The organism is Mesorhizobium sp. W067 (genome assembly GCF_054719525.1).
In genome coordinates this window covers 5,231,405-5,244,113 of sequence record NZ_JBTTII010000001.1, presented here as the reverse complement: position 1 = coordinate 5,244,113, position 12,709 = coordinate 5,231,405, and the positions used below count along the sequence as shown (strand labels likewise).

Sequence of the window (12,709 nt, the reverse complement as noted above, 5' to 3'; positions counted from 1 at the left end):
GGCAGCTATTGGTCGTTGCGATCGGTAGAAAGGTTCAGCCAGGTCGCGTAAAAATCCGTTGTCGCAGGACTGCTTCAGCCCGAATAGCGCTCGGCGAATTCGGAAATGCGCTGCACCACGGCTTTGGGGGCATTGATGCCGCGCGCCTGCGCCTTCTCGGCCGCTTCGGCCCGCGCCCGGCCCGGCACGTGCACGCCAAAGCGCCGGCGCAGCCGGTCGAGCTGGTCCTTCATGCGTTGCTCGAAATCCGGGTCGAGCAGCTTGGGCTCGACGGCGAGCACGAACAGGCCGGTTCCCGGGCTGTCCGGTCCGCCGGAGAACCAGGGCGCGTCGAGCGACCAGTTGGCGCCCGACAGGCCAGCCGCCAGCACTTCGACCATCAGCGCGATGTTGGCGCCACGCTGGCCGCCGAAGGCCAGCATGGCGCCCTTCATGGCAGCGGCCGGATCGGTGGTCGGGTTGCCGCTGGCGTCCAGCGCCCAGCCTTCGGGGATCTTCTTGCCGTCCTCGGCCGCCTTGCGGATGTTGACGAAGGCGGTGGCGCTCGACGACTGGTCGATGACCAGCGGCGCGCCATCGGCGGCGGGTGCCGCAAACGACATCGGGTTGGTGCAATAGACCGGCTTGACCGAGCCCGAGCCTGCCAGCACCGCCGGCCCGTTGGTGGCGGCGAAGGAGACCAATCCCAGCTGCGCCAGACGCCCGGTGAAATAGCCTAGTGCGCCGCACGTATAGGCGTTCTTCTGCGAGAAGATGGCGACGCCGAACAGCTTTGCCGCCTTGGCGAGGTCGTCGATGGTGCGGTCGAAGCCGGTATGGGCGAGGCCGCCACGCGCATCGGAGAGATAGACGGCGAGCGCCGGCCTGGTGATCACCGGATCGGCATTGCCGTCGATGCGGCCGGCTTCCAGCGCTTCGAGGTAATCGATGAAATGGGTCAGCCCGACGGTCGAAAGCCCTTCCGCCTCGGCGGCAATGATCGAGGCGGTGAGCGACCGCGCCGCCTCCTCATTGGCGCCGGCGCCGAGCGCCGCCATCCGGCACAGCCCTGTTGCCTGGTCTAGAGAGAGTTGCATGGTGCGGACCCGATTGGTGGTGAGAGTGAGTAGGGAGTAGTCAGTAGGGAGTAGCGAAAGCAAGCGGTTTCCCGGTCATATGCTGACTACTCACTACTGCCTGCTCACTATTCCCTAGCCCACCTTGTTCGGTATGCGCGCCTCGATCTTGCTGAATGCAAACACCAGTATGCCGGTGATGATCATGTAGATCAGCGCCAAAAGCAGCAAGGGTTCGTAGGTGAGGTAGGTGTCCTGCCGGACCTTGGACGAGACTGCGAAGATGTCGATGACGCTGATCGTCGCCACCAGCGGCGTCGACTTCAGCTGCAGCACGGTTTCGCCGGTCAGCGTCGGCAGCGCCCGGTAGATGGCCTGCGGCAGCCAGATGCGGCGGAAAATCTTCCAGCGGCTCATGCCGAAAGCGCGGGCCGCCTCTAACTGCCCCTTCGGCACGCCGGCAAAGGCGCCGCGCATTACTTCGCCCTCATAGCCGGCGAAGGACAAGGTCAGTGCCAGCACGCCATAAGGCCAGGCTTGCCTCAGATACGGCCACATCCAGGATTCGCGGATCCAGGGAAATTGCGGAAACAGCGAGCCCAGCCCGTAATAGAGCAGCCATAGCTGGATCAGCAGCGGCGTGCCCCTGATGACGGTGCAGAATGTCCTGGCGGGGGCGGAAAGCCAGAACGGGCCGGCGGCCTGCGCCAGCCCGAGCGGCACGGCGAGCAGGAAGCCGAGAAAGCAGGTGACGGCCAGGATCCACAGCGACCGCCAGATGCCGAGAAGCCCCATTTCGTAATATTGCGGCAGCCAATCCCAGCGCATGAAGAAGGCTGCGCCGAAAACCAGCGCGATCGCGACCAGGATCAGCACGATGCGATGCGGCTGCAGCCACAGCGACGTGCGCGCGGCAGCGTTGATGATGGTCGCTTCTCCGGCCATCAGCGCGCATCCTTGAGCGACGGCATACCGCGCCGCGACCAGGCCTCGACGCGGCCGATGAGCAGGTTGGAGACCAGCGACAAGATGAGATAGAGCACGCCCGCGGCGAAAAAGAAGGTGAAATAGGCTTTGGTGACCCCCGCAGCCTGCCGCGTCGCCAGCGCCAGCTCGTAAAAGCCGACGACCGCCAGAAGGGCCGTATCCTTGGTGGCGATCAGCCACAGATTGGCGAGCCCGGGTATGGCGAAGGGCAGCATCGCCGGCAAGGTGATGCGCCGCAGCATGAGCCCGGGTGACATGCCATAGGCGCGGGCGGCTTCGATCTGGCCCTGCGGTATGGCCAGGATGGCGCCGCGGATCACTTCGGTCGAATAGGCACCCTGGACAAAGCCGAGCACGGCGATGCCCGCGGCAAGGCCGCTGATGTCGACGCGCTGGTAGCCCATTGCCGTCAGCGCCTGGTTGATCAGGTCCGTCCCGGCATAATAGAGCAGCAGGATCAGCACCAGTTCGGGCACGGCGCGCACGATGGTGGTGTAAACCGCCAGCAGGTCGCGCACGACCGGACCGCCGTAAAGCTTGCCAAAGGCGCCACCGGTGCCGATCAGGAGACCGAGGACGGTGGCGCCGAGCGCGATCTCGATCGAATGGAGCAGTCCAAGCAAGAGCGTGCCGCCCCAGCCCGGCGGATTGGGCGAAAGGAGCTCTATGATGCCGGCCGCCGAGGCCGAAAGAAGTGCGTCGATCAGCGTCGCCCCCGGATGCTGGCTCTAACCGCCGACGGCAGCGCCGGCGGCAAGCATGTCTGGGAAAGATCGGGCAGGGAGGCATGGCGCTAACGCCATGCCCCCTAGCTCATGCGAGGATCGTCAGTTCGACTGCGCGCCGCCACCACCGTAAATGTCGAAATCGAAGTATTTCTTCGATATCTCGTCATATTTGCCGTTCGAGCGGATCGCCTTGATGCCGGCGTTGATCTTGGCCTTAAGGTCAGTGTCTTCCTTGCGCACGCCGGCGCCCACGCCCGGTCCGAGCACTTCATCGTCCGGAGCCACCATGCCCTTCAGATCGCAGCAGGCCTTGCCCTGGTCCGACTTCAGAAATGCGTCGAGCGCGATCGAATCCGCCTGGACGGCGTCGAGGCGGCCTGCGGCCAGATCGTTGTTGGCTTCGTCCTGCGTCTGGTATTCCTTGATCTCGGCAGCCGTGGGCCCGAAATGCTTCTTCGCATAGGCCGAATGGGTGGTCGACACCTGCACGCCGAGCACTTTGCCCTTGAGATCGTCCGGCGTGGCGCCGAATTTCTGGTCCTTCGGCCCGATGATGGCGGTCGGCGTGTTGTAGTACTTATCCGAGAAGTCGATGGTCTTCTCGCGTTCGGCGGTGATCGACATCGAACTGGCGATGACGTCGATCTTCTTGGTCGTCAGCGCCGGGATGATGCCGTCCCAGGCGACAGGCGTGATGACGCAGTCGAGCTTCTCCTCGGCGCAGACGGCGTCGATGAACTCGATTTCCCAGCCAACCCATTTGCCGGAAGCGTCCGGCGAGGTGAAGGGCGGATAGGGCTCGGCGGCGACACCGATCTTGACCGGATCGGCCTTGGCCACGCCCATGGCGGCAACGCCGAGCAGCAGCGCTGCGGCGAATGTTTTCAGAACAGTCTTCATGTCACGACTCCCAGTTTGTTGTTGGTTCCCGGTTTTCTTCCGTCCCGGCTTGTCCTAGCCGATGTTGCGGATGAACTGCTTCAGCCTTTCGGATTTCGGTGCGCCGAATATCTGCTCCGGCGGCCCCTCTTCCTCGACCAGCCCGTTGCAGAGGTAGACGACATGGGTCGCGACCTCGCGGGCGAATTTCATTTCATGCGTGACCAGCACCATGGTGCGGCCCTCGCGCGCCAGGTCGCCGATCACCTTCAGCACCTCGCCGACCAGCTCCGGGTCGAGCGCCGAGGTCGGCTCGTCGAACAGCATGACGCGCGGGTTGATGGCCAGGGCGCGGGCGATCGCCGCGCGCTGCTGCTGGCCGCCCGAGAGATAGGCCGGATAGACGTCGCGCTTTTCGGCCAGGCCGACGCGCGCCAAAAGCTTTTCGGCTTCCCTGATCGCCACGTCGCGCCTGACGCCCAGAACATGCACCGGAACCTCGATGACGTTCTCGATCAGCGTCATGTGGCTCCACAGGTTGAAGTTCTGGAACACCATGCCGAGCTTGGCGCGGATGCGTTCGATCTGCCGGCGGTCGGCGGGCACGGTGTGGCCGTGGCTGTCGGCCTTGAGTTTGATCTCCTCGCCATTGACGCGGATGATGCCGCTGGTCGGGTTTTCCAGGCAGTTGATGCAGCGCAGCAGCGTCGACTTGCCGGAACCCGAGCCGCCGATAATGGCGATCACCTCGCCGTCGCGCGCCGACAGCGAAACGCCTTTCAGCACATGCAGATGGCCGAATTTCTTGTGCAGGTTCTCGACATGGATGGCTTCGGCGGCGCCGTCCTGCGCCTTGCCGGATTGGACTGCGGCGGTTCCCGCCGCGCTCACCGGGGAACCTCTGCCACAGGGTCCACGGCAGATCGTCGAACGTCTATCCGGCTAATCAACATACGCTGTAATGCCCACTCCAGACTTCAGCATGGACCCAACAGCGCGAGCCCGTCAATCCCGCTCATTACGGCACTTGCGGCCTTATTGTGCAAGTGTATAAATAGCCTCCGATGAAATTTTTTCCATTTTTTTCACCTTGAACACGGCATTGAAAAGGGCACTGATGAGCGCTTTCGGATCACAATCCATGGCGGCGCCGTTGCGGCGCGTGCTGATGCGGTCGGCGGCCAATGCCATGCGCGGTGCCGACCGGGCTACCTGGCACTATGGCCCGGGTTTCGACCCGGCGAAAGCGGCGGCGCAGCACGCGGCTCTCGCTGAGCTGGTGACGGCGTCCGGCGCCGAAATCGAATGGATCGATGACAAGGCCGACGGGCTGTCGGATTCCGTATTCACCCACGACCCGTCGCTGATGACCGACCGCGGCGCGCTGATCCTGTCCATGGGCAAGCCATTGCGCGCCCGGGAGCCATCGCTGCATGAGGAAACCTACACACGCCTGGGTATTCCCATCCTCGGCCGCGTCCAGGCTCCCGGCCAGGTAGAAGGCGGCGATTGCGTCTGGCTGGATGCCAGCACGCTGGTGATCGGGCGCGGGGTGCGCTCCAACCAGGAAGGCATACAGCAGGTTTCCAATCTGCTGACGCCGCTCGGCATTTCCGTCTACGGTTTCGATCTGCCGCTGTGGCAGGGCGAGGAGGCGTGCCTGCATCTGATGTCGGTGATCAGCCCGCTGGCCGACGACCTGGCCCTGGTCTATTCACCGCTTTTGCCGGCGCCGTTCTATCAGTTGCTGAAGGCGCGCGGCATCCGGCTGGTGGAAGGCGACGCCGAAGAGTTTGCCGCGTCCAACGGCCTCAGCCTGAACGTGCTGCCGACCAGCCCGCATAAGGTCATTGCCGTCGCCGGCTTTCCCAAGACCAGGGCCGCGATGGAAGCCGCCGGCTGCACGGTTCAAATCTTCGAGGCGGATGCCCTCTGCATCGCCTGCGAAGGTGGGCCGACATGCCTGACGCGGCCCATCCTGCGGCAATGAATGAGCGCCGCAAGTTCCGCCGCGAGGGCGAGGAGCGGCGGCGGCAGGATCTGATTGACGCGACCCTGGACAGCGTGGCCGAACATGGGCTGGAGGGCGCCAGCCTGCGCACCATCGCACTGCGCGCCGGTGTCACCGCCGGGCTGATCCGGCACTATTTCCCCGGCAAGGAAGACTTGCTGCAGGAAACGTACGCGGCGCTGATGGGCCGCATGACCGAGCGGGCGAAGGCGGCATTGCTCATGGAAGACGCCTCGCCGCGCCAGCGCCTTGCGGCCTTCGTTACCGCCAACCTCAACGCGCCGATCATCGATGCACGCGTGTTTTCGCTGTGGGCAACCTTCATCGGCCGCGCCGGCGCGGATCCGAGCCTGGCTCGCGCCCACCGCGAAGGCTATCTTGGCTTTCGCAACGAGGTGGAAGCAGTCGTTGCCGAAGTGCTCGGCGCCGAGCAGCGCAGGCCAAACGCAAATGAACTGCGCCGCCATGCCATTGCCATCAACGCGATCATCGACGGGCTCTGGATCGAAGGCTGTCTGGCCGCAGAGATGTTCTCGCCTGGCGAATTGGCGGCGATCGGCGTCAAAGCCATAGAGGCCGAGCTCGGCCTCGCGCCGCAAAAGGGAGAGAAGCTATGACCACCATCGGCGAAGCGCTGATCACGCTGCTCGAAGCGCATGGCGTCGACACCGTTTTCGGCATTCCTGGCGTCCACACTGTCGAGCTTTACCGCGGGCTGGCGCGTTCAAAGATACGCCATGTCACGCCGCGTCACGAACAGGGCGCCGGCTTCATGGCCGACGGCTATGCCCGTGCCAGCGGCCGGCCGGGCGTTGCCTTTGTCATCACCGGACCGGGGCTGACCAACACCATCACCGCAATGGGCCAGGCGCGCGCCGATTCGGTGCCGATGCTGGTGATTTCGGGCGTCAACGCGATGCCGACGCTGGGAAAGGGGCTGGGCTTCCTGCACGAACTGCCGGACCAGCGCGGCATGATGGAGAAGGTGGCGCTGTTTTCGCAGCGTGTCACCGAGGCCAGCGAATTGCCTGGCGCTTTGGCGCGGGCCTTCGCGCTGTTTTCGTCGTCGCGGCCGGGCCCCGTCCATATCGAGATCCCGACCGACGTCATGGTCAAACCGGCCGACGGCATCGCTGCTTCGCTCACCAATGCAGCGCCGCCGGCGCCGGATGGCGCGGCCATTGCCGAGGCAGCCAAACTGATCGCAGCCGCGCGCCGACCGCTGATCCTTGCCGGTGGCGGCGCCAAGCGCGCCGAACAGCCACTGCAGCGCCTGGCCGAGCGGCTCGGCGCACCTGTCGTCCAGACCGCCAATGCGCGCGGTCTGCTGCACGCGCATCCGCTTTGCGTGCCGGCCAGCCCCAGCCTGAAGGCGGTGCGTGCGCTGATGGCAGACGCCGATCTGGTCATCGCCGCCGGCACCGAATTCGGCCCGACCGACTATGACGGTTACAGCGACGGCGGCTTCGTGCTGCCCGCCAATCTGATCCGCATCGATATCGGCGCCGACCAGCTCGCCCGCCGCCCGGTGAGCGTCGGCATCCAGGCCGATTGCGCGGAGGCGCTTGGTGCACTGCTAGGCGCGCTCCACCCTGATCATGCCGCAGCGAAGAACGGCGAGAGCCGCGCAGCCGCGTCGAGAAAGGCGGCCTTTGCCGAGCTCAGCCCGGCCTATGCCGCGCAGGTGCGTGCGGTGGAAACCATCCGCGACGCACTGCCGGGCGCCATCATCGTCGGCGATTCCACCCAGCCGATCTACGCCGCCAATCTCTATTACGACCATGACCGGCCAGGCGGCTGGTTCAACGCCGCCACCGGTTTCGGCGCGCTCGGCTACGGGCCGCCGGCGGCGATCGGCGCAGCGCTCGCCATGCCCGGCGTGCCGGTGGTTTGCCTGACCGGCGACGGCGGCTTCCAGTTCACCTTGCCGGAGCTAGGCGCGGCGCTCGATGCACCCGCACCGGTCATCTTCGTCGTCTGGAACAACAGAGGCTATCGCGAGATCGAAACGTCGATGCTCGATGTCGGCGTCGAGCCGGTCGGCGTGTCGCCGGCGCCGCCGGATTTCTGCAAGCTGGCCGAGGCCTACGGCATATCAGCCGAACGGCTTGCCGGTACTGCCGGTCTCGCCGATGCGCTCAAACGCGCACGCGCAACGGGCATGCCTCACGTCGTCGAAATCACCATCGACTGACGCTTGACCGCGCGCTTTACGTCAATGCGCGGGTCAGAAGGGGGCGGTCGGCGACTTCGAGCGATGCAAAGACGCAACAACTGCCATGTCGAGATGTCGGTTGAGTGATCGTGCAAAAGGCGCGACGCTCTGCGTCGGCGCGGCACGACAAGCGACATAATCATAAGAAACGACAGGAGCGTCCAGGATGACGGAAACAGTTCAGGGCAAGCATATCGTGGTGACCGGTGGCACCGGGGCGCTGGGTGCCGCGGTCGTCGGCAAATTGCTGGGGGACGGCGCGATCTGCCATGTGCCGAATGCCCACGCGTCGGCCCCCTCGCATTTCCCCTTCGCGGCCCATGATCGCGTCCGGCTGGCGCACAATGTCGATCTCGCCGATCCTGCCAAGGTCGATGCCTTCTATGACAGCGTCCCCGAATTGTGGGCCTCCATCCATCTGGCCGGCGGCTTTGCCGCAGCCCCGGTCGAGAAGATCGAATCCGCATCCTTTGCCGAAATGATGGACACCAACGCCCGCACCGCCTTTCTGTGCTGCCGCGCTGCGGTGCGCTCCATGCTGGGCTCGAACACAGCGGGCCGCATCGTCAATGTCACGGCACGCGCCGGGCTCGATCCGCGCCGAGGCGCCGGCATGGTCGCCTATACCGCCAGCAAAGCGGCGGTGGCGGCGATGACCGTGGCGATGGCGGAAGAGCTGAAGCACAAAGGCATACTGGTCAACGCGGTGGCGCCCTCGACGCTCGATACGCCAGCCAACCGCGCCGACATGCCGGACGCCGATTTCGGCAGATGGGTCAGCCTCGAAGCCGCCGCCGAGGCAATCGCCTATCTGGCATCACCGGCCAATCTGGCAATGAGCGGAACGCTGGCGCCGCTCTACGGCCGCGCCTGAAGTTCCGCCGCGCAGAGCGGCTCATTTGGTTTGGCTTCCGATGGCGGCCTTTGCCGACCTCGCCTGATCTACAGCGGAGGTTGGCCATTCAATCATGGCGACCCGCCGACGCCTCCACGGCATTAGAAGGGCTGCGACTACGTCAGGTTCGAGACGCCCGCTTCCACGACCTCGACTGCGTCGCCGATGGCGATCGTGCCGGCGTTGTTGGGAATGGCATTCTGGCCGAAAATGATGCCGCCCTTGGCGGAGCGGTGGAGTTTGCCAAGCGTCTGCAACGGCTCGCGCGGGTCCGGCTGCTCGCCGCTCAACGGATCTCGGGTGGTGATGACGCAGCGCGAGCAGGGCTTTGCGATCCGCAACTCCACCGTGCCGATGCGGATCGTCTTCCAGCTGTCTTCAGGCCATGCGCCGTCTGCGTCGACGACGATGTTTGGCCGGAACCGCGCCATCTCGATGGGCCTGGCAAGATGGCTGTTCAGATGGTTCAGCGAGCCTGTCGTGGCGATCAGCAGCGGAAAACCGTCGGCAAAGCCGACGAAATCGCCGGGCTGGCCGAATTCCGCATCGACCGGCCGGTTTTGCGGATCGTCGAAATAGACGAGATCGACAGGCCGGCCAAGAATAGCCGAGAGATAGGCGCCGGCGGCCGGATCGCCCGGCCGCGCGGCAGCCATATCCTTCCAGATCTTGACTTGCCGGAGCGCGGTGCCGGGAGCCGGAGCCTCGACGAAGTGCGAGCCATGCCTGTCATGTTTCAACAGGATGCCCGTTCCGCGATGCTCGACGTCGATCGTCGTCATATCAGGTATCTGGCGAATGGTGAGGAACTGCCCATCCTTGTCGACGACCATCCAGCGGCGGTCGCCTTCCATGCCCATTGTCTCGATGTCGGCGCTCGGCACGGCATGGCCGCGCAGGCTCTTGACCGGATAGCGATAGAGTTCGACGACCTTCATCGCGCATGCTTCTCCGTTGCTCGAAGGGCCGGACTTCCGTGTTTACGTCTGCAACGACAGCCGAGCCTACAGCCGCGCATGCGGAATTGAAGGGGTTCCGCCGGCTTTGTCTTGTGCCAACCGCGTCGCCGAGCATGAAAAAACCCGCGAGCCTTGCGGCCCGCGGGTCTTCTTGTTCAAGCCGCGCGTGAGGCGCAGCCGAGGTTTACGCTTGCGCGAAGCGACTTACGCGCTGCGCGCCAAGCGGCTTAGCTGCCCTGCTTCTTCAGCGCGGCGCCAAGGATGTCGCCCAGCGAAGCGCCGGAGTCGGTCGAGCCGTACTGTGCGACGGCTTCCTTCTCTTCGGCGATTTCCAGCGCCTTGATCGAGACCTGCAGCTTGCGGGTCTTCTTGTCGAAGGCGATGACGCGGGCGTCCAGCTTCTGGCCGACCGAGAAGCGCTCGGGGCGCTGCTCGTCACGGTCACGGCTGAGGTCGTTGCGCTTGATGAAGGTCTCGATGCCGCTGTCGACCAGCCGCACTTCCAGACCGCCATCCTTGATGCCGGTGACTTCGCAGGTGACCACCGCGTTCTTGCGCAGTTCGCCTGAAGTCGCGGCTTCGCCGACCGTATCCTTGGCCAGTTGCTTGATGCCGAGCGAGATGCGCTCCTTGTCGATGTCGACGTCGAGCACCTGCGCCTTGACCATGTCGCCGCGATTGTACTCTTCGATGACCTGCTCGCCCGGACGGGTCCAGTCGAGGTCGGAAAGGTGCACCATGCCGTCCACGTCACCTTCGAGGCCGATGAACAGGCCGAACTCGGTCTTGTTCTTGACCTCGCCCTCGACCTGGCTGCCGACCGGATGGCTCGCGGCGAAAGCCTGCCACGGGTTTTCCAGCGTCTGCTTGAGGCCGAGCGAGATGCGGCGCTTAGCCGGATCGACCTCGAGCACGACAACGTCGACTTCCTGCGTCGTCGACAGGATCTTGCCGGGATGCACGTTCTTCTTGGTCCACGACATTTCCGAAACGTGGATGAGGCCTTCGATGCCCGGCTCCAGCTCGACGAACGCGCCGTAGTCGGTGATGTTGGTGACGGTACCCTTGATCTTCTTGCCGATCGGGAACTTGGTGCCGATCTCGGACCACGGATCGCTCTCGAGCTGCTTCATGCCGAGCGAGATACGGTGGGTTTCCTGGTTGATGCGGATGATCTGCACCTTGACCGTCTGACCGATGTTGAGGATTTCGGTCGGATGGTTGACGCGGCGCCATGCCATGTCGGTGACATGCAGCAGGCCGTCGATGCCGCCGAGGTCGACGAACGCACCGTAATCGGTGATGTTCTTGACGACGCCTTCGACAACCTGGCCTTCTTCGAGGTTCTGCACGATTTCCGAACGCTGTTCGGCGCGGCTTTCCTCGAGCACGGTGCGGCGCGACACAACGATGTTGCCGCGGCGGCGATCCATCTTGAGGATCTCGAAGGGCTGCGGGTTGTGCATCAGCGGGGAGACGTCGCGGATCGGGCGGATATCGACCTGGCTGCGCGGCAGGAACGCCACGGCGCCGTCGAGGTCGACGGTGAAGCCGCCCTTGACCTGGTTGAAGATGACGCCTTCGACGCGCTCACCCTTGGTGAACTTCTCTTCGAGCTTGACCCAGCTCTCTTCGCGGCGGGCTTTGTCGCGCGACAGGACGGCTTCGCCCAGCGCGTTTTCGATGCGCTCGACCATGACCTCGACCGTGTCGCCGACCTTGAGCGTCGAGTCCTTGCCCTTGACGCCGAATTCCTTCAGCGGCACGCGGCCTTCGACCTTGAGGCCGACATCGATGATGGCCATGTCTTTTTCGATCGCCAGGATCGTGCCCTTGACGACCTGACCTTCGCCGGAGTGACCGGTGGTAAATGATTCTTCGAGCAGGCTCGCGAAATCGTCGCGAGTGGGATTTGCAGCTGACATATTTTCTCCTGGAGTGCCCCGCATCTTAAGCGGGACGGGCGCCGTGGGTTAGCGTTGCGTTGGCCTGCCGGCGTTCCGGGCTACAAAAGCCCTGGGCCGCCTAAGCGGCAATTCCGGCGCATGAAGAATGCTGGCAGGCTGGTTCGTGCCCGATATGGGTATTTTCTTCGCTTCCGGCAATCGGTGGAGCGGGAAAACCCTGGATCAGGCTTTGTCTCTCTTGGCCAGGGCGTCGTCGATGATCGCTTTGGCCGCCAGAAACGCGGCCTCTATAGCCATTTCGGAGGTATCAAGCAAGTGCGCGTCCGCCGCCGGCTTCAGCGGCGAGTCGGCGCGGCCCATGTCGCGCTCGTCGCGGCGCACAATATCGGCAAGAATTTCGGCGAAATCGGCGGTGCCGCCGATGCTTTCGATCTCGGCCAGCCGGCGCTGCGCCCGCACTTCGGCGCTCGCCGTCACATAGAGCTTTATGTCGGCGTCAGGGCACACAACCGTGCCGATGTCGCGCCCGTCGAGCACCGCGCCTGGCGGTGTCCTGGCGAAATCGCGCTGCTTTTCGACCAGGATGCGCCGGACGGTAGGGTAAATCGCGACCTTCGAGGCCGCCTCGCCAACCGCATGCGCCGACAGCACCGCACGGTCGAGCTTTGCCAGATCGACCTGGCGTGCGGCGGTTTCGGCTGCTGAGACATTGTCGAGTGGCAGCGCGTGCCGGATCAACGCATAGGCGACGGCGCGGTAGGTGAGGCCGGTGTCGAGCAGGTTGAGGCGGTAGTGGTCGGCCAGCCGTCGGGCCAGCGTGCCTTTGCCGGCGCCGGCGGGACCGTCGATGGCGATGGTGAAGGTCATTGGCGGGCCAACACGAAAGACAGACGCCGCGATCCTTCGCGCCCCCCTCTGTCCTGCCGGACATCTCCCCCTCCAGAGGGGAGATCAGAAGCTTCTGCGCCCCACTCTTTCCTGCAATTTCGAAAACTGGCGAAAGCCGCTGTGACGGCCGATCTCCCCCCTTGAGGGGGAGATGTCCGGCAGGACAGAGGGGGGCGCTGTCCCGC

The 12,709-nt window shown here is 64.6% G+C and carries 13 protein-coding genes; 4 read left to right on the top strand and 9 right to left on the bottom strand.

Going from position 1 to position 12,709, the window contains the following annotated elements:
- Positions 1-74: 74 nt before the first annotated feature.
- The 6 genes from ACYG97_RS25690 to ACYG97_RS25665 all read right to left on the bottom strand — a co-directional run bounded on the left by ACYG97_RS25690 (position 75) and on the right by ACYG97_RS25665 (position 4,840).
- Positions 75-1,076, bottom strand: a complete 1,002-nt coding sequence (locus tag ACYG97_RS25690; RefSeq protein WP_023714560.1) for an Ldh family oxidoreductase — start codon at positions 1,074-1,076, stop codon at positions 75-77.
- A 114-nt stretch (positions 1,077-1,190) separates the two neighbouring features.
- Positions 1,191-2,000 (bottom strand): ABC transporter permease, encoded by an 810-nt coding sequence (locus ACYG97_RS25685; protein ID WP_023732642.1) that lies wholly within the window; start codon positions 1,998-2,000, stop codon positions 1,191-1,193.
- Positions 2,000-2,713 (bottom strand): ABC transporter permease, encoded by a 714-nt coding sequence (locus ACYG97_RS25680; protein WP_196814080.1) that lies wholly within the window; start codon positions 2,711-2,713, stop codon positions 2,000-2,002. Before ACYG97_RS25680 ends, ACYG97_RS25685 begins: the two co-directional genes overlap by 1 nt.
- 156 nt (positions 2,714-2,869) lie before the next feature.
- The gene (locus ACYG97_RS25675; protein WP_023671323.1) at positions 2,870-3,670 is read right to left on the bottom strand and encodes a transporter substrate-binding domain-containing protein; all 801 of its coding nucleotides are present in this window, start codon (positions 3,668-3,670) and stop codon (positions 2,870-2,872) included.
- A gap of 54 nt (positions 3,671-3,724) precedes the next feature.
- Positions 3,725-4,540: an ABC transporter ATP-binding protein gene (locus tag ACYG97_RS25670; RefSeq protein WP_023671322.1), complete on the bottom strand. Its 816-nt coding sequence runs from the start codon at positions 4,538-4,540 to the stop codon at positions 3,725-3,727.
- Positions 4,541-4,684: 144 nt separating this feature from the next.
- Entirely contained in the window at positions 4,685-4,840 is a 156-nt protein-coding gene (locus tag ACYG97_RS25665) for a hypothetical protein (RefSeq protein ID WP_196813600.1), read from the bottom strand.
- Here ACYG97_RS25665 and ACYG97_RS25660 point away from each other — a divergent pair.
- The 4 genes from ACYG97_RS25660 (at position 4,767) to ACYG97_RS25645 (ending at position 8,749) form a co-directional block, all read left to right on the top strand.
- The gene (locus tag ACYG97_RS25660; protein ID WP_023732643.1) at positions 4,767-5,639 is read left to right on the top strand and encodes a dimethylarginine dimethylaminohydrolase family protein; all 873 of its coding nucleotides are present in this window, start codon (positions 4,767-4,769) and stop codon (positions 5,637-5,639) included. The two genes, ACYG97_RS25665 and ACYG97_RS25660, sit on opposite strands and share 74 nt — an antisense overlap.
- Entirely contained in the window at positions 5,609-6,277 is a 669-nt protein-coding gene (locus ACYG97_RS25655; RefSeq protein ID WP_023823892.1) for a TetR family transcriptional regulator C-terminal domain-containing protein, read from the top strand. Before ACYG97_RS25660 ends, ACYG97_RS25655 begins: the two co-directional genes overlap by 31 nt.
- The gene (locus ACYG97_RS25650) at positions 6,274-7,854 is read left to right on the top strand and encodes a 5-guanidino-2-oxopentanoate decarboxylase (RefSeq protein ID WP_023732644.1); all 1,581 of its coding nucleotides are present in this window, start codon (positions 6,274-6,276) and stop codon (positions 7,852-7,854) included. The genes ACYG97_RS25655 and ACYG97_RS25650 overlap by 4 nt, the downstream gene beginning before the upstream one ends.
- A gap of 187 nt (positions 7,855-8,041) precedes the next feature.
- Complete coding sequence (locus ACYG97_RS25645; RefSeq protein ID WP_023732645.1) at positions 8,042-8,749, top strand: SDR family NAD(P)-dependent oxidoreductase; 708 nt, start codon at positions 8,042-8,044, stop codon at positions 8,747-8,749.
- Positions 8,750-8,886: 137 nt separating this feature from the next.
- Here the strand turns inward: ACYG97_RS25645 and ACYG97_RS25640 are convergent, their stop codons facing one another.
- The 3 genes from ACYG97_RS25640 to cmk all read right to left on the bottom strand — a co-directional run bounded on the left by ACYG97_RS25640 (position 8,887) and on the right by cmk (position 12,503).
- The gene (locus ACYG97_RS25640; RefSeq protein WP_023732646.1) at positions 8,887-9,708 is read right to left on the bottom strand and encodes an MOSC domain-containing protein; all 822 of its coding nucleotides are present in this window, start codon (positions 9,706-9,708) and stop codon (positions 8,887-8,889) included.
- Positions 9,709-9,956: 248 nt separating this feature from the next.
- The gene (rpsA, locus tag ACYG97_RS25635; protein WP_023671316.1) at positions 9,957-11,654 is read right to left on the bottom strand and encodes a 30S ribosomal protein S1; all 1,698 of its coding nucleotides are present in this window, start codon (positions 11,652-11,654) and stop codon (positions 9,957-9,959) included.
- A 204-nt stretch (positions 11,655-11,858) separates the two neighbouring features.
- Entirely contained in the window at positions 11,859-12,503 is a 645-nt protein-coding gene (gene cmk, locus ACYG97_RS25630) for a (d)CMP kinase (protein ID WP_023671315.1), read from the bottom strand.
- Positions 12,504-12,709 lie beyond the last annotated feature (206 nt).